Genomic DNA, 20443 nt, shown 5'->3' with positions numbered 1-20443 from the left:
AACATATGAAATCTGTAGTGTTTATCTGTATATTATTATACTCAATAAGTAGCTTCGGTCAAGAACTGAAACATTACGCAAAAAACAAAGCTCTTGAGAAAGCCAATAAGGCACTACCTGTGTATCATGTGATCGATTATACGCTGATTGAAGGGAGTCAAAATATTACCGTAAACGAAGAAGGTCTTTATGTTCGTTCCGACTCAACTTTGCTTACTGGCATTGTCTATTTATATCTGACAACAAGCGATGATCCAGAATCCGTTTATGGTTGGTCTAATGGCATAATAATAAACGGTAAAAAGGAAGGTGGCTGGATAAAGAAAATTTATGCAAAAAGAAAGAAAAGTGTTTTAGTTCAAGAGATGAATTATAAGAATGGACTGTTGGATGGTGATTTTTGTGTATATGATATTCATGGAAATACATTGCCTTTAATAAATAACCCTTTGATAACAATTCTCACGACATCCTCTTTGAAGAATGGAAATGGAGTTTACATGGATTTTTATTATGAGAATGGAGCATTAAAAGAATATGGGCAAATTAAACATGGAAAGAAAATTGGGCAATGGCACTTATACGACAAGCAGGGTAATGTTTTAAAAGTAGAGACCTATGATAATGGTTTTTGTATCAACTATTAAAAAATAAAGGATTTCATTTGAAAAGAGTAATTTTATTTTTGACAGTATTGGTATGGATGGTCGGCTGTAGCACCCATAAAGAATTGAACCAACTGCGTAGGCAATATGTAAAGAATGATGATATATGTGATTGTAATGGCTTTGGGATGGCGAGTTGTTGGAGGTGTTATAGTTGGCGAGTTGGTAAAGTTGTGGAGTTGCTGAGTTGTGTTTCTCATTTAATCGATAATTTCTATTTCTGTACTCAACTATCAGAATAACGACCGCAGGGTTGGCCAGAACAATAGCCCCGGGGCCAGCGTTGGAGAGAAGCTTGAAGTTGGCGAGTTGGTAAAGCTGTTAGCTTGTTAGCATGTTAGCTTGTTAGGTTGGCGAGTTGTTGAAGTTGGTAAAGTTTTTAGCTTGTTAGCTTGTTAGGTTGGCGAGCCGGTAAAGTCGTGGAGTGGCTGAGTTGTATTTCTCATTTAATAGATATCTTCCATTCGTATATGAAACAATCAGTAAAAGACCGCAGGGCAGGCCAGAACAATAGCCGGGGACGGCGGTGGCGAGATGTAACCCGGAAAATGCATTAGAAAATCTATTACGCCTTAAAATGACTTCAAAAGAAGTCACTTCGTTACTTTTCTTCGACTCACCATAGTAGTTACTATGCCTCGTCTCAGAAAAGCCTTCTTTTATTGCCATTTTAATGCTCATGACGAAGTTTTAATACATCATCCGGGTTCAAGGGCGCACTTGAGGTGGTTGTGCGCCGGACGGAATTGGAGCTTGATGTAGGGGAGGTAGTGATCTATTGTTCTAGACCTTTTGTTTTTTATATCATTTATAATGACGAAGTTATCATGAGGACCTTTAAAAATATACCTCCCCGAATAAAAAGAACATTTATAAAAAAGTCAAAAGCAAGAGCTATTTCTCTATTCTACTTGCTCCGGAAAAACAACATTTTTAAAGACCTTATACTTAGGGTTCCAAGTCTACGCATGATGGAAGCTAAATCGGTATGACCTCCTCTCATTATGACACTCTTGATAAAACGTATTTTATTAATAAACCCTTTGGTATTTTTAAGCCTTTCAAAAGCAATGGCATAACTGTAACGGGTGTCCTGCTGGCCAGAGCTGTGTATAAAGTGTATGAAATCAGAAATCTCATCTGGCGACATGGTGCTTCTTAGCTCTGCGGGAACGAAGGGGAAACGATAATCAAAGAGAAATTCAGCCCTGTGAATGATATCCATCACGGGTTTTTCTATTTTTAGCTGCTGGAGAAGTGCCGACAGACTTGTCTCATCTTTTTGAAAATAGTCAGATCGGGAAAGTAATACTAGGTCTAGGAACCAGCTTAGACGAATGCCTCCGCGACGCATAGTGGAGTATGCATGCAGACAAAGGTAGCAGAAGTTCAGCATGGGAGGTAGTGTACTGACCTGATCATATTGTATAAGTCTGGGTTCGATGAATGAGTTAGGAATCTGATGATTCATATCCAGGGGAAATAGACTGGTGTGTAACTCGATAAGTACCCCTTGAAATAGGAGAGGTGGGAGGTGATGACCTGTTTTTAGATCGTGCGCTGCCGCTCCTTCACCCGATACTTGGGCGCCATTTTTCAGTAATAAATCAAAGGCTTGTGTTGCTTTTTCTCCCATGATCAAGATGTCCAAATTGCTCATGGGTCGGGTGTTAAAATCGGGATAAATATACTGTGCTATAAATAGACCCTTTAAGGGAACATAGTGTATTTGGTGTTCTGATAGCAATGTTCTTACCTTCTTCCAGGTGTTTTGTATAAGGGTGTTGCGGACCAATGTATTAAAAAAATCTTTTTTAAGGAGTGCTTTTAGTTCCTTGGGTAGGACTTCTTTCAGGTCTTTTGTGATGAAAAATAAATAGGGAGCGAGTCCGTTTTTTTGGGCGAAGCGATGTAGTTTTGGTATATCAAACTTCCGGTTAGGAATGGTTTCTTCTCCTTTGACCCAAGTAAGTAGAAGTGACTCTTCATAAGTAAAACGGTACTGCTCTGTCATAGTGGGGGCAAAATAATTCTAATTTGTTTTTTAAGCAAACCAATGTATTACTTATTCGTGATATAGTATGCTGCTTTGTGGTTTATTTCGCAACAGAGCCTTACAACCTGTTGAAATATGCTCATGAAACTTTCAGTTAAATAAGTATCTTTAGGCCTCAATAATCGAAAAAATGCAACACAAGAAAAAGATCCTTATTTTTATTGATTGGTTTTTGCCTGGTTATAAGGCTGGCGGACCTGTACGTTCCATGGCTAATATGGTGGAGTACCTGAAGGATACCTATCAGTTTTTTATTGTAACCCGAAATACAGATTATACAGAAACAACTCCATACACAGGTATAAAGCCCAATGTTTGGACTGATTTTTCAGAGAATGTAAAGGTCTTTTATACTACTCCTGAGTACCAAAATCTAGCGTCTTTTAAAAGAATAAGTAAAGCCGAAGTTTTTGATGTCATTTATATTAATGGTATTTATTCATGGAAGTTTTCCATACTTCCGCTCATGGCTTTAAGGAATTATAAGGGGCGTAAAGTAGTGGCATCCAGGGGTATGTTGGCACAGAGTGCGATTGATGTGAAGGGAGGGAAGAAGAAGATATTTTTAAAGCTGGCTAAATTCCTCAACATGTATAAAGACGTTGTTTTTCATGTTACCAATGACAAGGAAAAAGAAGACGTAAATGAGGCGCTGGGTTTGGGTTTGAGTATTCGAGTGGCCGATAATCTTCCTAAGAAGGAGTTGCCCCTAGAAAAGAGTATACATAAAGTTGGGGGGAAATTAAGGTTGGTGAGCTTGGCTCGAATTTCTCCTGAAAAAAATACATTGTTTGCCATTGAGCAACTGGCAAAACTGGAACATGTAAAAGGGGAAATTGTATTTGATTTATATGGACAGGTGTATGATGCGGACTATTGGGAAGCTTGTCAAAAAGTAATGGATCGTTTGCCTGAAAACATACGAGTAAGTTATAAAGGATTGGTTGATGCCGACTTGGTTGGTGAGAAGATACAGCATTATCATGTGCTGTTTTTACCTTCCCGAGGAGAGAATTTTGGTCATGTGATATTGGAAAGTTTGATGTCGGGAAGACCTGTGCTTATCAGTGATCAGACGCCCTGGAGAGACTTGGCTAAGGAACAGTGTGGATGGGACCTGGCATTGGACAGTAGTGACTCGTCAGGGATACAAGGTTGGAAAGAGGTATTGGAATTATTGATGGATATGAACCAAGAAGATTTTGACCTGTGGTGTGCCGGAGCTAGAAAAAAGGCAGTGCAATTTGTCAATAATCCAGAGTTGAGAGCGCAATATAAAGGCTTATTGGGTTGATAGGTTTAAGGGTAAAAAGTTTAAAAGTATTTCTTCAATGTTGTGCCGTCTAATACAAGTAAGAAACAGGAATGTTAGGTGAAGAGGAAAGGTTACGAGTGAAAAGTAAAGGTTTGCTTTTAAATCCCCAAGTCTATAATAAAAACAGTAGCAATGAATAAAACAAAAGTTACATATTACTTTCGTAAGCCACAGCCGCAATACTTTAGTATTGAGAAGGTATTTGAACAGGTGATTGCTCATATGCCAAAGGATATTGAACCTGTTATCTATAAGCTAAAGAATGGAACTAATGGTTGGTGGGGAAGGTTGAAAGCACTTTGGGAAGTCTGGAGAAATAGGGGTGGTATTAACCATATTACCGGAGATATTACTTTTGTTGCTCTGGCTTTGCCTAAAAAGGGATTGGTGGTCACCTTCCATGATATGGAATCGCTGGCTCAGTATAAAGGATGGCGTTTTATGATACTGAAATATCTATGGGTAAATATTCCGGTTAGAAGGGCGCAGGAGGTCACCGTAATATCTGAACATACCAAAAAACAATTGCTGCAATGGACCGGTTGTAATTCGAATAAAATTACTGTTATTCATAATCCTTTGCCTGAAAATATCAATTATTGCCCTAAAAACTTGAATGTTTTATGCCCAACTATATTAGTCATGGGTACCAAAGCTAATAAAAATGTGGAAGGAATTTTTAAGGCAGTATACCTCTTAAAAAAACAGTGGTTGGAAAAGAAGCGGACTGAGCTTGGCACAAAATACTTGCCTGTAGGTATTAAACTATTGGTTGTGGGTGACTTGAACCCGGAACAAAAAGCTTTGTCTAAGCAATATAAATTGGATGTGGATAATCTGGTGCAGGTGCCTTATGAACAGATTATGCATGCATACCAATCTTGTGATTTGCTCTGTTTTCCTAGCTTCTACGAAGGTTTTGGTTTGCCTATAATCGAGGCACAAGCGATTGGTAGGCCTGTGATAACTTCAGATTTTGGAGCGATGAAAGAAATAGCCGGAGCAGGTGCCCTTTTGGTTGATCCTCATGACTGCCATCAAATTGCTGCGGCCATTGAAGCATTGTTACATAATCCCACACAAAGAAATAAAGTAATAGCAGAAGGACTTAGGAATATTCAACAATTTAAAGTCAATCACATTTCCAGTTTATACAAGCAGTTGTATGAATTTTCATAGCTAGCATGAGATAATCATCGCAAGCCCCAATCCTTAACCTCGTCCTCTCTAAATCCTCACTCCCCATTGTCTTCTAACGAACCACAACAGACCAAAAACCAATACAGAAGATTTTACCAAATGATTAAGTACTACCACAAATTCGGTCTCGGCTTTAATTACCTGCAAAAACAATATGGGACTCCAGATCAATAGGGTAGGGTAAAAATTGCTCCACTGATTTAGTTTTTTCCAAAACCAACCAATAAAAAGACCCCAGCAAAACATAAAAAAGATACCACCCCAGCGGCCATAGTTGGCATAACCTTCACCTGCCAGACTAATACCCATGCTCGTACTTTCCCCTAAGGGTAGTCCGGTAAAGCGTTTAAAGTTCTCTTGCCCACCTGCTTTTTTCTTATTGGGGGCCAGAAAGCGGGGTAGTAGACTGGCTTCTATACCTTCCGAGATGGTGGCACCTGCCGCAAAGGGCTCTTTGAGAGGTACATTATTCATTACCGCAGAGATAATCCAACCTTGATTTAGGCGGGCATTCATATCTTCATCAGAACTGGGGTTCACAATACGACCACTGGACCATTGTTCTGTAGCCATTCCAATAAACAAGGATATTTTGTTGCCCCCATATCCATTGTTTAAATATGTACGATACTCATGTTTTACGGACTGTATGGTTATGGCCAGAAACATACCCATCAGGGCAATGATAATTTTTGAACCGATGGATAGTTTTAATTCGCGGGCCACGAAGGTAAAGGTAAGCATGGCCCAAAGTAGTAAGTCATGAAACATACCCGAAGCAATAGAGGCTATCGCTGTTAGACTCATGACAACCGCGAAGATAATCCATCGATTGGCACTAGGAGCAAATAAGAGGTAAATAGCTCCTACATATTTGATGTTAGCCAGTAGAAAGAAAACAAAACGCAAGGAGGGGGGAATAAAAGTATTAAAATAGGGTATCACGAGTCCCGCAATAACCAATATGTAGGGTAGGCGAGGATGGGATTTTAAGAGAGATAGAACCTTGTTGCCGATATCATTTAGGTCCGATTCGTCTTTAAAAAATAGGGTGCCTATTCGAAACATAATGATGGCAGGCACGGCATAGGCCATGTATTGGGCTTCGGGTACATACATGTGGTATTTGTAGTGACTTACAGTATTGTGATAGTCAATATAGGGGCCAATTATCCACTGTAAGGCAGCTAGGGTAGTCATTAAATCAATGATAGGGATTTTATGCCCCATATTGGAAATAACTCTGTAAATATAAAAGCAGGTAAAAGCCACACCAATGGCTGTCCACGTCTGCATGCTCATTGCCATGTTAAATATCAGTGCTATTGGAATAATCCAAATCCACCCTTTTTCTTGTTGTATGTTTTTAATCATGTAGTTTGTTTGTGGTGGACTAATATAGGGAAAAAGATGATTAGCATGTTAGTATTTTAGCGGATTAGCGTTATAGCAGATTAGCTTGTTAGCGGATAAGCATTTTAGCAAATTAGGGACTGGTTTTTGAAATAATTAAGTTGTAAATTACTAGTGAATGAACTGTTAAATTTTGAAATGATGTCTTTTTACTCCTTTAAAAATCTTTTGGTTTGGCAAAAAGCTATAGAATTCACCAAAATCATACTAGCATTAACAAATGAAATTAAAGGACATTATCGATTATTGGAACAGCTCGAAGCTGCTGCAGCCTCAGTACCTCAAAATATAGCTGAAGGTAAAGGACGGGTTTCAACAAAAGAGTTTATCCATTTTTTATATATTTCACGAGGTTCTTTATACGAAGCCATCACCGTAGTTTTATTATTGCACAATATCAATCTAATCGATGATAACAAATTGGAAGAACTGGAAGGTTTAGGTATTGAAATCACAAAAATGCTTAATAGTTTAATATCAAAAGAAAGGAAGAAATTGTTAGCGGATTAGTATATTAGCAGATTAGCGTGTTAGCAGATTAGCGTGTTAGCATGTTAGCGGTATAGTTAGTAAACCCTCTAATAAGCTAATCCTCTATTCCTCTACCTCTCTAATCCTCTACCTCCTCTAATAATCTACCCCTCTATTTCCTCTAATAATCTACCCCTCTATTTCCTCTATTCCTCTATTCCTCTAATCCTCTAACTCTCTAATCCTCTAACCCTCTAACCCTCTAACCCTCTCCCCCCTATCTCCTCGAGTACTTTCCTTAAAATAGATTCGTAATCTCTTCCATCTTTATTTACTCTTTTAGTTCCCTTAAGGGTAAGTAATTCCAGTTTATCTGGATGGGATTGATAATACTTTATTTTATCGATCATTTCTTCTATGCTGTCGTAAAATATTACTTCTTCTTCTGTAAAAAAAGATGTAGTCTCTTCGTTGCGCTCTGTAATCAGTGCAGTGCCACAGGCAGGTATTTCAAAGGTACGAGTGGTGTGGAGTTCAGGAATCCATTTGGATACAGACCCCCAGGAGAATTGAAATGCTGATATGGCTTTAACGTATTCTTGCCCATAAATACCATCACCAAGATAATTTAAATAGAAATTTTCTTTGTTTTTTGCGACAAAAGGTTCCCACTTTATCCCAGCAATAGAAACTGGTATTTTTGATTCGATCATTTTTTGAACGAACATTTCACGTTCTTTTTCATGATGACCGATAAATAGAAGACCATCTTTTTTTTCATTGAATTTAGTAATAGGTTGGTGTAAATTTGTGTCAAATCCCTGAGTAGCATATATAATCTGTTCTTTTTTTAAGTGAGCTTCAAAATAACTTAGCTCATATTTTTTGGTAGTTATCGCAAAATCATAATTTGTTAATGACCTTCTGAATAGATGCGATTGATGAAAAGTAAAAGCGGGGTCAGGGGTGAAGTGGACTAGTTTATCAGTAAGTGACTTAAGGTGTTTTGTTGTTTTAGGTGTTAAGAAAATGGCTTTATCTGCCCAAACCATATTAAATTGTGGTGTTGTTGAGTTTTGATTCCTATGGTCAGCAGTTAATTTGTTTAATTGATCTATAATATATTTGTTGATCCTAGAAATAAGGGGGCCTCTCTTATATCGAAATCCAAAAGAACGCCATACTCGATGACATTGGAAAAAGGGGATATGGGTATTGATAATATGAAAGTTATCTGGCTGAAGGATTTTCTTCAATTGATCAGCCCGCATCTTACTGGTGGTTCCGCTAGTATATTGGCCTATGTAGAGGATATTCATATTGTGTATTGTAAAGTGAAAAATAACCCAGCATGCAAAAAAATAACCGCAGAGGTCGCAAAGTTTCTTTTTTTATCTCAGCGAACTTAGCGCCTTCTCAGCGTCTTAGCGGTTCCTCTTTTAACCGCAGAGGACGGAGAGGAGAAATTTAACCGCAGGGGTCGCAAAGCTTCTTTTTTTTTAGCGCACTTAACGTATCCTTAGCGGTTTCATTATAGTGTTCTTTTTATAAGTTATTTACAACTCTTTTAATGCCTTGTTTTAATAAAGCTACATTGAAGTTAATGAGCAAGCCTAGTTTATAGCTGCCTAATTTCATATAGGTTAAAGTTTGTGCTAAATGTACTTCATTTAATGATTCTACACTCTTTAGTTCAATAACTACTTTGTTCTCAACTAGAATATCAATCCTGTATCCACATTCAAGTTTTACGTCTTCAAATGTTAATGGCATAGGTTTTTCCTTTTCAACTTGAAGACCTGCTTGCATCAGTTTGTAATATAAACATTCTTGATAGGCTTTTTCGAGAAGTCCTGGGCCTAGTGCTTTGTGAACATCTATAGCGGCACCAATAACTTTTGAAGCAATATCATTTTCATTCATAGTTTATTTTCTTAACCGCAGAGGTCGCAAAGTTTCTTTTTTTATCTCAGCGAACTTAGCGCCTTCTCAGCGTCTTAGCGGTTACCTTTTTTTACCGGGAAGGTCGCAATGTTATTTTTTTTCTTAGTGGTTTTATTTATTTCATCAACCAGATCGGAGTATACTTCCTCACAAAAAAACTCTGATGGTTTATAGCCACAACCTTCTTTATTAATAGCTTTAGTAAAATCAAAGCTTTCCAGATTTTCATAATTTACAGGAACTACCTTAGGAAATACATCTTCTGTATTATACGGCTTGGGTCCCTGCAATACATCAGGATACCAAACATCCAAATCGCATGCTAAGTATTCAAAAAGTTTATTTGGGGCATTGTAGGTGTAGTTTTGGTTATGGGCTTTGTACAAAATTAACCCCACATCATATTGACTCAATAGCTTAGGTTGATCATCATATTCTATGCCTTTTTCATAGTATTTGATCCACGATGAATTTAACCCGCTTAAATACGCCTTTACATCATCATATAAATTATAGGCATATACATCAAATTGGATTTTTCCTTCTTGTTGAAGTACCCATTCACATAATTCTTTTAAATAAGTCGACTGGAAAGAGAGAGAACCCACGTAGATGAGTTTTAGCGGATTAGCTTTGGAGCTTATTAGCCGGTTAGCTTGTTGGCTTTTTGCTTCCGATTTATTATGTAATTTGCAAATATGTTGCTGTGCTAATTCTTTAATGCGCCAACTCTTTGGAGGATAATTGGGCATTATTCTTAATTGTTCAGCTTTAAGATAAGGGTGATCCTGATGAAAAAAGTTTAAGCGATCTGCATTGGTCTGACTGATCCATTGTGCACGAGGATAGAGCCATCTTTTTTCAAGTTTATGAAAAAATTTTACCTGTTTCATGGTTTTAGAATACCATTCTTTTGAAGCATACTCATGATGATGGATAAAGATACGGCACTTGCGGTTAAAATATCGGGTGTAAATATATGCTGGCCAGACGGAGTAGCTTTCGTAGTATAGAAGGGCATTAGGCCGAAAGATCAATAGGTTCAAAAACGTGAAGAGGTTGTAATGTAGGTACTTGAGGAGGCGGATGATGCTGTTGTCGGTTTCTTTGGGGAAAGGAGAGCGAAATAAGCTTATAAGCTGTTTAGATCGCTCCGCTTTTAGATTATTAGAATTTTGGTATTTAGGCTGATTTGTATTTTTGCTATTGATCTTCTGAGATAATGATCTATATGCTTTGCGTCCCTTTATATTCCAACAACTAAATACCTTTACCTTTGTAAAATCTTCTGCTCGCTCACTGGCAATATAATCGATTAAATTGGTAACAGGTGGGTAGTATTCGAGGGGGAGGTAGTGGAGGATGGCTAGTTTGGACATTGCTATCTAAAGATATGATTCAATGATGTTAATATAGGTTTCAACGTTTAGTTTTGTTAAAAATAAGCTCTTCTTATTGTAGATGGCAAGTTGGTGCTGATACAAATTTTCTGAGACGGACATTATCTTTTTACACATTTTTTCAGGCCAATTATTGTCAATATTTACTAAAATATCTTCAAATCCAAATATTCTGGCTTGTTCGCCAATCCCTCCGGAATCAAATCCTAATACGGGCTTCAATCTGGCCATTGAATCAAAATATATTCTAGGAAAGGGTTCAAAAGCATTGAAATGAATGACCATATCAAACGACTTAAAAAATGATTCTTTGTTAGAAACAAATCCTTTGAAAAATACTTTTATTCTTTTAAACGATTTAATGGCATCTTTAAATAGAAGTACTTCAGAATCATCGATAATATCTCCATAGAAGTAGAACTCAATAGGCTCTTGATAGTTATTATCCCAATATTGAAGCAACTCTTTAGCTCTGGATACACCTTTTGCTTTAGATACCCTGCCAATGATTCCAATTCTTATTATATCTAATTTTTTTTCGATTGGTTGCGTAATAATATTGGGGATATAATAGTCGTGTACTGTTAAAAGCTGTTGTGGGTTAATATTAGGGTTGTTTCGTATAATTTCTTGTTCAATAAAATTGGATACACAAATAAGTTGAATGTTAGTGGAGATAAAATTATCTAAACGATTGTTTCTGGTGTCTTCAACAAGACGAATATGTACCACGAATTTTTTAGATTTGAATACTTTTGCAAGTAGTTTAATGTATTTAATATGGCCTCCTTCATTGACATACAAAGATTCGTAATTTCTGAAAAGTAATAATAGTGCAATTTTTGCATACAAAAGCTTTGTTGATTTGAAACCAATTAGTTTATGTTGTAGTTTTGATTCTTTTAATTTAGTATGATATGTTCCAGGAATATTAACATAAACCTTAAAAATATTCTTGGTATAAATGAGGTATTCATGTAACATTTGCTCGCTACCATAGTAGTAACCCGATGGGCTAACAATAATACTTTTCATATTACTACATTTATTAGTTAAATAAAATATTACTTCTTAAGAATGGTAAGATCAATGTTGCCATAGTTTGCTGCTTCTGATGAAAAAGAAGAGCTTGAGGAACCAATGATTAATTTCGCATTTGATAAACATAAAAAATCCACCAATGCACCTTTTATTCCTTCTGCTGAATTGCGAGATAGGGGAGTTTCATTTGTAAAAATATGTTTAGGATATTTCTCCAACAGCTCTTTCTTTATGTCTTTATCATCTGTCGCTAAAAAGAACTTAACATTTGGATCCAGCGCAAGCTGTTTTTCTATGGCTTCCAAGTAAAGAGACAATGGACTTTCAATGATAGCGTATATATTATCGGTTCTGCGAATATGAATTCCAATAAAATTATGATTATTATTGATGATGGAATCGACCCTACTTTGAATTGCATCGGTTGGGATAAATATTTCATGCATCTTTTTTGTATTGTCAAAACGTTCACACGTCTCAATAAACATTTTGTTGGATTTTAGATTTTTAATGCCACTACCCCCTTTTGAATTAATCTCTTCAATATCTGGGTTTGTGAAAACTTGATTAAATAGAAACTTACGTACTATCTCTTGAAGATATTTTAACTTTTTAGCCCTACAAAATAGATAGTTTGGATAGGCATAAAATTTGGAGTAATTAAAATCTACTACCCTAAACAAATGGTGAGGTTTAAAGAGTTGATAAAAGTCACAATTAAGGTCTTTGTTCTTTAACCAGATAATTTTCACTGTATTTCTCGTTAAAGCAATGGCCGAGTCAATGGCTCTCATACGATTGGCTAAACCGCCACCGGGGACTATTGAAATCATTTTTAAATTCTTAACAGTTGTTTTAATTTGAGTGTATTCTCAAAACCAATAATATAAGCTATACATTTAAATCGTCTAGGGCCTACTGGCCACATTTTGCCAATATTAAGGGACTGAAACTCATTTTTAGCCTCTAGTACTAATTCATTAAAACTTGAATGGTATTGATAGCTGAAATTTAGAAAGTTACTGGCAAGTGCCTTTCTAAGGGCAATTGATTGTGTGTGTATTAAACAATGTTTGGCGTATAATTTGTACGAATTTAACTCAGATTTAATGGCTTTCTTACTTCGGCATTGACTTAAACTGTCACTTAACTGAGATCGATAGTATACTTTACTTTCTGCTATATGTATAATTTTTTCTGCTGAAAGGATTACTCTTGAGAAAAACTCACCATCGTCATTTAATGAAAGGGTTTCATTCCATGGTCCCGCTTTCTCAATCAGTTTTCGGGGTGTCAACCAAGTGCCTGGTTGCGCCATACCTAGGCCATTCCATGCGTCAATAAGCCATTCAATGGGTTGAGAATAGTTTTTGTTTAGAGTTTGTTTTTCCCATTGCACCTGATTTTCATCAAGCGTAAAACGCCCCCAAGTGCCACTTAAAAGAATATCGGGGTTTTGATGTTTGTAATATTCCTCAACTTGTAATTTAATTTTATCTGGGTGTAATAAATCATCAGCATCAAGGTATTGAATCAATTCACCTGTACAATTTTCAAATGCTTTATTGCGGGCTGTAGATGCCCCTTTGTTCTTTTGTGAAAGTACCGTTACTTGTTTCGATTCAAATTGTTTAGCAATGGAAAAGCTGTTGTCCCTAGAACCGTCATCTACAATTATTACCTCTATGTTAGGATAGGTTTGATTTAATGCCGATTGAATTGTATCAGCAATATATTTTTCAGAATTATAGAGGGGAATTAGGATTGAAACCTTTGGCATACTAATTATTTTCTATCATTTGATTGTAAATTTCGAAAAGCCTTTTATATACAACCTCATTAGCGTAATTTTCTTCTACAAATTTTCTACCCGCTAAGCCCATGGTTTTTATTTGATCACGGTTGTTATAAAAATTAAGAATGGCATTTTCTAATTCATCGGTGTTGTTTTCTGGTACAACCAAACCGGTTACGTAATTAATCATTCCTTCAGGCAATCCACCTGCATCCGAGACAATTACGGGAGTGCCAGTGGCTTGTGCTTCTTGAACAACTGTGCCTTGTGCATCGATGTTTTGATATTTATCCTTCCTTCCAAATAAAATTAAGACATCTGATTTTTGTAGTTGGCTTACTACTTCTCCTTGTGGTTTAGAGCCAATTGTATGTATTTTATGGCCTAGCTTGTTTATTGCAATGAATTCTCTTATTTCATCCAAGTCGGGTCCTTCTCCTATAATGGTGTATTGAAAATCTAATTGTGGATATTGAGTGCTTATGTTTTTAAAGGCTTTAACGGTTTCTAATTGCCCTTTCCAATCGATGACTCTTCCAACACTTATAAATGAAAGAGGGGAATGCTCTGATGAAAATTGTTTTAGTTTGAATTGATTAATGTTTACGCTTACAGGATTTTTATACACCTTATATTTTGGTGCAAATAAACTGACCAGTTTAAATTTTATATAATCGACAACACAAATGGCTGCGGATAAATCAGGCATTAAATATTTATAATTATACTGACCTTGAATTTCCCTTTGATCATTTATGTCATGGCCATGAAATGTGCATATTAACTTACCTTGGAGTATGCCCAATTGCCTAATCATTGCGACTTTGGAGGCATTGGGTCCAAAATGACAGTGAATAATATCGAATTTTGCAGGGTGAATAAATGATAATACGTCATAGAAAAAATAGCCTTTTAACGCATATGAGCCATAGTATTTAGGTGAAAATGATTTGATTAAAGCTCGATGATGTTTAATGTTTTTTAGAAATAAAAATGGTATTAGTGCGATCCTCTTTATTGGATTTCGCACATCAATTTTGTATACCGTTTTTGCTTTCATATTGTATTCACTAAAAATGGGGTGAATATCTTCCGATTCCCTATAATCGGTCGCAAAAACGGTTACCTGATGGCCGGCTTCAATAAGAGCCGCAACATGTGTTAATATAAACGTTTCAGATATTTTAGGAAACAAAGCAGTGACAACTGCAATTTTTAGTGGTCGATCCATTTTACTAACGAGTGAATTTACGAACTAGATTTATCAAGCTATGTGGAACGTATTTGTGTCGTATAAAGATGGTGTTCAGAGGCAATTTTTTCATTAATGGTAATGCACCTATTTCTTTGATGAAAAAAAAGGACTTAGCTACTTTGTTGTAATTGCCTTCATTATACCAACGGCCAATGTAAAATGAGATGTAATGGATAAAACTTACAATTAAATCATCATTATTTATTTGGATATTTATTTGGTAAGTTGTTGTAGGTTGTTGATAAAGACCTATTTCTTTTATGAAAGTAATTAATTTTTGACTTATTGAGGATTTGTAACTTTCAAGAATAGTGATGTATATTAATTTGTCATTTTGTCGACATAACTCCATAAGATTGCTCGATTTTGACGTGCTATGCCATCTGAATTTGCTATAAAATTCATCAACATATTTATATTTTACATTGGATAAAATAATTCGTTTAAAAAAATCATTGTCCATGCTAAAGTGAAGCTCTTCGTTTAAATAACCAATATCTTTTAGCAAACTCCGCTTGTAATAAGTAGATGGCTGTGCATATGGGCTTGTATACAACCATTCACAAAGGGTTGGTTGTTTAAATATCCTTAAAGGTCGATCACCTTGTTCGTCAAACTCAATCCATTGTCCAAATAGACATTTCAAGTTTTCATCGTTCTTAAAATGTGCATTTATTTTATTTAGAGAATCGGGTATTAATAGATCATCACTATTTATCCAAGTAATAATTTCTCCTGTGGCTTTCTGAAATCCTTTATTAATTGCATGCGTTTGACCATTATCTTCTTCACTCACCCAGTAGGTAATCTTATCTTGATATTTTTTGATGATTTCAACAGTTTGATCTGTACTACCACCATCGATGATGATGAATTCTAAATTATGGTATTTTTGATTAAGTACTGATAATATGGTTTCTTCAATAAATTGACCTTGATTATATGATGGGGTAATAATGGATATTTTCATATTATATTTAATAATTTGAGCTGTATGTATTTTTATTCAGCGGGAATATATATGGTCTTGCAATATCGTTATTCAGGAATAACTTTTGCCTATATTGTTCGTGAATAGCATCTTTTTCTGTCACCTTAAGTTTTGTCTTTTTATAGATGTAGATGGCTTTATTAAAACTTCCACTTTCTGATACTTCACTAATATAAAGCAAATCCTTTACAAGTAAGTTAGTATCTTTTTTTTGATATTTAATACATTTATATTCAGTGAATTATAGTTGGGCTCTATGTAATTGTAATTTTAAAATCGATAGGGGAGTATTAGATATCGGTTTTTTATTTCCTCCTTTTGAGAGTATAATCGAGGTAATGTTTCTGCAAACCAATGATAATAAAATGTGGATCACGGATTTATTGCATACACCCCAGTCTCGATAAATACCTCTTTTTTTTTGAGTACTACAATTTTATTATGACGTATATTCGCTTAATTCGTAATTGATTTTTTATATGCTGAGCATTTCGAAACGATTCAGCAAGTAGTATAAATCCTTTTTGAAGGTGATAAAGATTTGATATTAGAATATTCTTTTTTTCCAAGAAAATGATTTGTACGGCATGTACGTGAAGTCGTATTCAAAAAATCTCTGTTCTTCACTTTTTAAATTGGGTGGCTTTTTTCGTTGTAGTGTATTGGATGTATTCATAAACTCTTAAAATTAGTAGTGCTACTCATGTTTAAAACTCCTTATAGCCATTTTCTGCTTAAGGGTAATTAGATATTTATATTCACAAACTGCCGTGCAAAAGCAAGTGTTTTTTCTTGGTAATTATAGGGTTGTATTTGTACTATTAAGGTGTTTAGTATTTGAGCAAGCTGTATGTCATTTTCTTTTTCAAAAAACACCTTGTTGGGGTAGTCATTTAACTGTTCTTGATGGACGTTAATGTTTGATGCAATGATGAACTTGTTTTTTAATTTGGCTTCCTCAAGACCAGTATTCCAACCTTCGAATAAAGAAGGTTGTACGATTGCTGTAGCATTTTGAATAAGAATGTCTAAATCACTTTTAGGTATAAAGCCAATGAAGGAGGCTACATTACTAATGTCGTATTCATCCACTCGGGTTTTTAGTTCTGCCGGAAAATTTGGGTTTCTGTAATCTTCTTCTTTACCCGAAAATAATACTTTTATGGTTGAGTTTTTTAATTCGCGCAATGCTTTAAGTACCGTTATGTGATTTTTATGCATCCACAATTGATTGGGGCATAAAAAATAGTCGTCAGTAATTTGGTACTTGCTTTTTATGGCTTCCCATATATCGGATGAAATATTTGTATCAGCTTGTGAATGAACGGTGAAACGAAGAATGTTTAATTTTGCCTGACATTCTGGATATAATTGCTGAAAATCCTTTAGTGCGTCGGAACTGCTAAAAACAATGTTCTGCGCAGTTAAAGCCATATGTGATCTTTGTAGTGCTTTATTGCCTAATTCAGCTTCGGAAAAACAATGAGGCAAATGAATTTCCTGAAAATCGGGAATCCAATAGACTAATTTTTTTGGAGATACATCTTTAAAAATAAATGCATTAGGATTGGGGTAATAAAAACTAATTTCCTTTTCGTTTTTTATGCCTCTAATGTAGTTTTTACCTGTCGTTTTTACAGAAACGAAATTTATAAAACGTTTGAATAAACCAAGCGTTACAGTTAATGAATGATACTTGCAATGAGGGTAGTTTACTTTTTCTTGAAGTTGACGGTATGTATCTTCATCTTTGGTAAAAATGTGTAAAAAAGGTTTTTCCCCATCAGGCAAAGCGTCCAGTGCTTTAATAATGTTTTCAACATAATAGGTTCCACCTATCCATGTTTCATTGTATGCATATATTAGGCCTATTTGCTTTCTATCCATTTTATATATGATGTTAAGCCAGCCTCAAGGCTAACCTTATTTTTATAACCCAAGGTCTTTAAATGCGTTATGTCGGCCTCCCAGTTTAATGGGTCTCCTTTACGATTATTGCCTAAAAAAGATATGTTGCCTTGGTAATTTAGTAGTTTGAAAAACAGTATTGCAACATCTCTTATTTTTAATTGATTACCATTGGCCACGTTAATGGCCTCGCCCTTAAATTGTGCATTTACCATGACTAAATTGATAGCCTGAAGCAAGTCTGATATAAAGATGAAATCTCGGGTTTCTTCTCCAGTTCCAAATAATTTGATGTGTTCATCACTTGACTTTTTGTATAAATCCCAAAACAACTGCTTTTTTAAACCCTCTCCATAAGCCGAAAAGATGCGCAAATTACAACATGCTATAGAGAAGTGAGTGTAGAACTCTTGACATACTTCTTCGGCCATGCGCTTGTGCTCGCCATAGGGTGATACTGGCTTGGTTTTGTGTGTTTCGTTAATAGGTAGACTCATAGGGTTACCATATACTGCAGCACTCGACATATTTATAAATTTGCAACTTGGAGCGTGCTGCCTAATGCTATCTAATAAGAGAAACACATTGGCCGTATTGAGTTGAAAGTCGCGTAATGGATTTTGAATAGATTGTGGCACACTGGCTGCTCCCGAGCAATTGATGCACACATCAAACTTAATTGCCTTAAACGGTTCTTGAAAATTGGGTTGGGTGGCATCTACTAAAAAATAGTGCTCGTCTTCATACTCAACTACCACATCGCAGCCATACACTATATGTCCACTCGCTCTAAAATATTGCAAGGCATGTGAGCCAATAAACCCTTTTGATCCAACTATTAGTATTTTCATGTTTATTTAGGTTCTTCTAATCGTTTAACTATGCGTGCAGGATTTCCTGCAACTATGCACCATGCTGGCACATTTTTGGTTACTACGCTTTTGGCTCCGACAATAGCACCTTCTCCAATGGTGACGCCTTTTAATATTGTGACCCCAAAACCTATCCAAACCTTATCTGAGATTATTATTGGTTGCGAGTTAACATGTTCCCAATCCTTATTTATTACATTATTTCCTTCGTAGGCCAAATAATCTTTGTAACATTGTTCGTTATCTTTTCTTCGGTAATTCCAATATATACTGTGAGAGTCATGGTCGTAAATGGTAATGTCCCATGCCATGGTTACATTATTGCCTATTGTAATCTTGCTTCTCAAAATAAGGTTGGCACCGCCAATATGTACATTGTTACCAATACTAATTTCTCCTTTTGCAGATTCAAATATGAAATTTGCTACAATAATACATTTTTCACCAATAGTAACATATATTCTATTTTCTTTTATTACGTCGAACCTAAGCTTAAGTTTTTTTGGAAAAATTGACGTTTTGTGAATATTTGTGTAAGATGAATGATCTTGTGCTACATTTTTTTTTAAAATCTTTGTCCAATATTTTCTTAACATAGTTTCTTTATGAATTTAGCGGGGGTGCCTCCAACTAATGTATAAGAGGCTACATTCTTAGTTACAACGGACCCTGCTGCCACTACTGCCCCTTTGCCAATTGTTACCCCTTTCAAAACACTTACATTAAAACTAAGCCACACATTGTCTTCAATAATGATGGGGGCTGATTTTACGTTTCCTTTAGGAAGAATTAGCCCATCCTTTAGAATTTTTCGGCCATTTTCTTTTCGTTCTATGCTGTTTAATTCATGTGAATCTGTATCTATTATGTTTACATTATGTGATATCAGTACATCATTACCTATACTAATTTTTTCTGCCGACCAGATTCGAACTAAATCACCTATATAACAATGGTTACCAATGCTTATTATTCCGCCATAGTTGAAAGTTAGAAGAGTACCTCTACATAAACAATTGTCTCCAAGCGAAATGTTTTCCTTTTTGTTTGTTCCATTTAATATTATTGCATCTGAATGAAGCACAGTTTCTTTACCGTAAATCAAACATGCATTGTTGTTGTTGTTTGTTTTGTTGAGATCAAGTTGACGCTGTATGGCAGATGCTACACCTTCAACCTGAAATAACTTTTTAATAAGGTATAAAACAATTCGTTTAATCATTTTAGTTTGTTTAATATCCTGCGAATGATCCTTGTAGAAAGTGCTTTGGACTTGCTTTTTTTGTCGAAATAGTTAAGATAAAGACTGTAAAAATAAATATCAATAGTATCTTCAATTAATACTTTAATTTTTCCTTGGTGTATAAAGCTACTAGTCAACTCCGTTCCGCAATTTACTCCACTTCCATCAAAACCGATGTTCGAAACAAGAGACTGTGTAGGAAAAACACCGAGGCCATTTCGTTTAAATACCGAATAATACCAATGGATTCCCCACGAATGTTTTGCTTTTAGCAACATTTGGGTATAATCGTAGCTAGGTAGATTAAATCTATTTTGTAGGTGAGGATTAGTGAAAATTGGTGTATTTATATCTGTATTAACTTCAAAACATTTCCACTTCTCCTTCCAAGTTGCCCATCCCCATGTTGTAGTCATTGGTAATAATACTGATTTTGATTCCTTTGCTTCAATCGGAAACATATGGCTATTTATAGAATATATATTTGCTTTTTTTTCATATTTATAAAGGCCTTCGTTCATAAACTCAAGAAAATGGATTGACGTTATTAAATCATCTTCAAGTACAATTATTTTTTCATGTTTGTTAACAATATTTGTTACTCCTTCAATCACAGAAGGAGCTAGACCTTTATTGCTCTCTTTTTCTTCAATAATAACTTCTTTACACCACTTTTCTTTTCTTATTATTTCTCTTGTTTTTTTTATTGCAAGTATGTTTTCGTCACTTGCATTTTGCATTGGCCCATCAGCGATGATATATAGCGTTGACTCATTAGCCAAGGTGTTGTTTGTTAATGCTTCCAGTGTTTTTAACGTGTGTATAGGCCTGTTATACACAAAAAGTACTATTGGAGCAAGTTTTTTTTTCATTT

The 20443-nt window shown here is 35.4% G+C and carries 20 protein-coding genes; 4 read left to right on the top strand and 16 right to left on the bottom strand.

The window, feature by feature from the left end; all coding sequences use genetic code 11:
* Window positions 1-5: 5 nt before the first annotated feature.
* Entirely contained in the window at window positions 6-647 is a 642-nt protein-coding gene (locus tag CYTFE_RS0110855) for a toxin-antitoxin system YwqK family antitoxin (protein WP_027471805.1), read from the top strand.
* Window positions 648-679: 32 nt separating this feature from the next.
* Here CYTFE_RS0110855 and CYTFE_RS29965 read toward each other — a convergent pair whose 3' ends face one another.
* Both CYTFE_RS29965 and CYTFE_RS0110850 read right to left on the bottom strand, forming a co-directional pair.
* Window positions 680-865 carry a hypothetical protein gene (locus tag CYTFE_RS29965; RefSeq protein ID WP_154665652.1) on the bottom strand — a complete coding sequence of 62 codons (186 nt, stop codon included), beginning with the start codon at window positions 863-865 and terminating at the stop codon, window positions 680-682.
* Window positions 866-1572: 707 nt separating this feature from the next.
* On the bottom strand, window positions 1573-2679 hold the full coding sequence (locus CYTFE_RS0110850) for a nucleotidyltransferase domain-containing protein (RefSeq protein ID WP_027471804.1): 1107 nt from the start codon (window positions 2677-2679) through the stop codon (window positions 1573-1575).
* 172 nt (window positions 2680-2851) lie between these two features.
* Between CYTFE_RS0110850 and CYTFE_RS26150 the strand changes: the two genes are divergently transcribed.
* On the top strand, window positions 2852-4015 hold the full coding sequence (locus CYTFE_RS26150; protein ID WP_052343148.1) for a glycosyltransferase family 4 protein: 1164 nt from the start codon (window positions 2852-2854) through the stop codon (window positions 4013-4015).
* Between the two features lie 153 nt (window positions 4016-4168).
* Window positions 4169-5215, top strand: coding sequence for a glycosyltransferase family 4 protein (locus tag CYTFE_RS0110840; protein WP_027471803.1), 1047 nt, complete (start codon window positions 4169-4171; stop codon window positions 5213-5215).
* Window positions 5216-5263: 48 nt separating this feature from the next.
* Here the strand turns inward: CYTFE_RS0110840 and CYTFE_RS0110835 are convergent, their stop codons facing one another.
* Window positions 5264-6610: a hypothetical protein gene (locus CYTFE_RS0110835; RefSeq protein WP_027471802.1), complete on the bottom strand. Its 1347-nt coding sequence runs from the start codon at window positions 6608-6610 to the stop codon at window positions 5264-5266.
* Window positions 6611-6763: 153 nt separating this feature from the next.
* Between CYTFE_RS0110835 and CYTFE_RS0110830 the strand changes: the two genes are divergently transcribed.
* On the top strand, window positions 6764-7159 hold the full coding sequence (locus CYTFE_RS0110830) for a four helix bundle protein (protein ID WP_244880320.1): 396 nt from the start codon (window positions 6764-6766) through the stop codon (window positions 7157-7159).
* Between the two features lie 215 nt (window positions 7160-7374).
* Here the strand turns inward: CYTFE_RS0110830 and CYTFE_RS0110825 are convergent, their stop codons facing one another.
* The 13 genes from CYTFE_RS0110825 to CYTFE_RS0110765 all read right to left on the bottom strand — a co-directional run bounded on the left by CYTFE_RS0110825 (window position 7375) and on the right by CYTFE_RS0110765 (window position 20441).
* A complete protein-coding gene (locus CYTFE_RS0110825; RefSeq protein WP_044262744.1) occupies window positions 7375-8439 on the bottom strand; it encodes a CgeB family protein in 1065 nt (354 codons plus the stop codon).
* A gap of 226 nt (window positions 8440-8665) precedes the next feature.
* Window positions 8666-9043 (bottom strand): GxxExxY protein, encoded by a 378-nt coding sequence (locus CYTFE_RS0110820; RefSeq protein ID WP_027471799.1) that lies wholly within the window; start codon window positions 9041-9043, stop codon window positions 8666-8668.
* A 74-nt stretch (window positions 9044-9117) separates the two neighbouring features.
* The gene (locus tag CYTFE_RS30745; RefSeq protein WP_027471798.1) at window positions 9118-10443 is read right to left on the bottom strand and encodes a glycosyltransferase family protein; all 1326 of its coding nucleotides are present in this window, start codon (window positions 10441-10443) and stop codon (window positions 9118-9120) included.
* 6 nt (window positions 10444-10449) lie between these two features.
* Window positions 10450-11499, bottom strand: coding sequence for a glycosyltransferase (locus CYTFE_RS0110810; protein ID WP_027471797.1), 1050 nt, complete (start codon window positions 11497-11499; stop codon window positions 10450-10452).
* Between the two features lie 29 nt (window positions 11500-11528).
* Window positions 11529-12338, bottom strand: coding sequence for an O-fucosyltransferase family protein (locus tag CYTFE_RS0110805; protein WP_027471796.1), 810 nt, complete (start codon window positions 12336-12338; stop codon window positions 11529-11531).
* 2 nt (window positions 12339-12340) lie between these two features.
* Window positions 12341-13285 carry a glycosyltransferase family 2 protein gene (locus CYTFE_RS0110800; protein WP_044213995.1) on the bottom strand — a complete coding sequence of 315 codons (945 nt, stop codon included), beginning with the start codon at window positions 13283-13285 and terminating at the stop codon, window positions 12341-12343.
* Between the two features lies 1 nt (window position 13286).
* Window positions 13287-14495, bottom strand: a complete 1209-nt coding sequence (locus tag CYTFE_RS0110795; protein WP_162150086.1) for a glycosyltransferase — start codon at window positions 14493-14495, stop codon at window positions 13287-13289.
* Window positions 14496-14535: 40 nt separating this feature from the next.
* The gene (locus tag CYTFE_RS28700) at window positions 14536-15525 is read right to left on the bottom strand and encodes a glycosyltransferase family 2 protein (protein WP_052343147.1); all 990 of its coding nucleotides are present in this window, start codon (window positions 15523-15525) and stop codon (window positions 14536-14538) included.
* Between the two features lie 765 nt (window positions 15526-16290).
* Entirely contained in the window at window positions 16291-17433 is a 1143-nt protein-coding gene (locus CYTFE_RS0110785; RefSeq protein WP_027471793.1) for a glycosyltransferase, read from the bottom strand.
* Window positions 17415-18305 carry an NAD-dependent epimerase/dehydratase family protein gene (locus CYTFE_RS0110780; RefSeq protein ID WP_027471792.1) on the bottom strand — a complete coding sequence of 297 codons (891 nt, stop codon included), beginning with the start codon at window positions 18303-18305 and terminating at the stop codon, window positions 17415-17417. Before CYTFE_RS0110780 ends, CYTFE_RS0110785 begins: the two co-directional genes overlap by 19 nt.
* Before the next feature lie 2 nt (window positions 18306-18307).
* Complete coding sequence (locus tag CYTFE_RS31655; protein ID WP_052343146.1) at window positions 18308-18922, bottom strand: acyltransferase; 615 nt, start codon at window positions 18920-18922, stop codon at window positions 18308-18310.
* Window positions 18916-19548: an acyltransferase gene (locus tag CYTFE_RS0110770; RefSeq protein WP_027471790.1), complete on the bottom strand. Its 633-nt coding sequence runs from the start codon at window positions 19546-19548 to the stop codon at window positions 18916-18918. Before CYTFE_RS0110770 ends, CYTFE_RS31655 begins: the two co-directional genes overlap by 7 nt.
* Complete coding sequence (locus CYTFE_RS0110765) at window positions 19545-20441, bottom strand: glycosyltransferase family A protein (protein WP_044213999.1); 897 nt, start codon at window positions 20439-20441, stop codon at window positions 19545-19547. The genes CYTFE_RS0110770 and CYTFE_RS0110765 overlap by 4 nt, the downstream gene beginning before the upstream one ends.
* Window positions 20442-20443 lie beyond the last annotated feature (2 nt).

Source organism: Saccharicrinis fermentans DSM 9555 = JCM 21142 (assembly GCF_000517085.1).
GTDB classification, from domain to species: domain Bacteria; phylum Bacteroidota; class Bacteroidia; order Bacteroidales; family Marinilabiliaceae; genus Saccharicrinis; species Saccharicrinis fermentans.
The sequence above is the reverse complement of the archived record's forward strand: the minus strand, read 5'-3'. Positions and strand labels throughout refer to the sequence as shown.

Excerpts from the sequence above, each read along its gene's own strand:
- CYTFE_RS0110855 (WP_027471805.1), top strand. The coding sequence starts at position 6 with ATGAAATCTGTAGTGTTTATCTGTATATTATTATACTCAATAAGTAGC.
- CYTFE_RS29965 (WP_154665652.1), bottom strand. The coding sequence starts at position 865 with ATGAGAAACACAACTCAGCAACTCCACAACTTTACCAACTCGCCAACT.
- CYTFE_RS0110850 (WP_027471804.1), bottom strand. The coding sequence starts at position 2,679 with ATGACAGAGCAGTACCGTTTTACTTATGAAGAGTCACTTCTACTTACT.
- CYTFE_RS26150 (WP_052343148.1), top strand. The coding sequence starts at position 2,852 with ATGCAACACAAGAAAAAGATCCTTATTTTTATTGATTGGTTTTTGCCT.
- CYTFE_RS0110840 (WP_027471803.1), top strand. The coding sequence starts at position 4,169 with ATGAATAAAACAAAAGTTACATATTACTTTCGTAAGCCACAGCCGCAA.
- CYTFE_RS0110835 (WP_027471802.1), bottom strand. The coding sequence starts at position 6,610 with ATGATTAAAAACATACAACAAGAAAAAGGGTGGATTTGGATTATTCCA.
- CYTFE_RS0110825 (WP_044262744.1), bottom strand. The coding sequence starts at position 8,439 with ATGAATATCCTCTACATAGGCCAATATACTAGCGGAACCACCAGTAAG.
- CYTFE_RS0110820 (WP_027471799.1), bottom strand. The coding sequence starts at position 9,043 with ATGAATGAAAATGATATTGCTTCAAAAGTTATTGGTGCCGCTATAGAT.
- CYTFE_RS30745 (WP_027471798.1), bottom strand. The coding sequence starts at position 10,443 with ATGTCCAAACTAGCCATCCTCCACTACCTCCCCCTCGAATACTACCCA.
- CYTFE_RS0110810 (WP_027471797.1), bottom strand. The coding sequence starts at position 11,499 with ATGAAAAGTATTATTGTTAGCCCATCGGGTTACTACTATGGTAGCGAG.
- CYTFE_RS0110805 (WP_027471796.1), bottom strand. The coding sequence starts at position 12,338 with ATGATTTCAATAGTCCCCGGTGGCGGTTTAGCCAATCGTATGAGAGCC.
- CYTFE_RS0110800 (WP_044213995.1), bottom strand. The coding sequence starts at position 13,285 with ATGCCAAAGGTTTCAATCCTAATTCCCCTCTATAATTCTGAAAAATAT.
- CYTFE_RS28700 (WP_052343147.1), bottom strand. The coding sequence starts at position 15,525 with ATGAAAATATCCATTATTACCCCATCATATAATCAAGGTCAATTTATT.
- CYTFE_RS0110785 (WP_027471793.1), bottom strand. The coding sequence starts at position 17,433 with ATGGATAGAAAGCAAATAGGCCTAATATATGCATACAATGAAACATGG.
- CYTFE_RS0110780 (WP_027471792.1), bottom strand. The coding sequence starts at position 18,305 with ATGAAAATACTAATAGTTGGATCAAAAGGGTTTATTGGCTCACATGCC.
- CYTFE_RS31655 (WP_052343146.1), bottom strand. The coding sequence starts at position 18,922 with ATGTTAAGAAAATATTGGACAAAGATTTTAAAAAAAAATGTAGCACAA.
- CYTFE_RS0110770 (WP_027471790.1), bottom strand. The coding sequence starts at position 19,548 with ATGATTAAACGAATTGTTTTATACCTTATTAAAAAGTTATTTCAGGTT.
- CYTFE_RS0110765 (WP_044213999.1), bottom strand. The coding sequence starts at position 20,441 with ATGAAAAAAAAACTTGCTCCAATAGTACTTTTTGTGTATAACAGGCCT.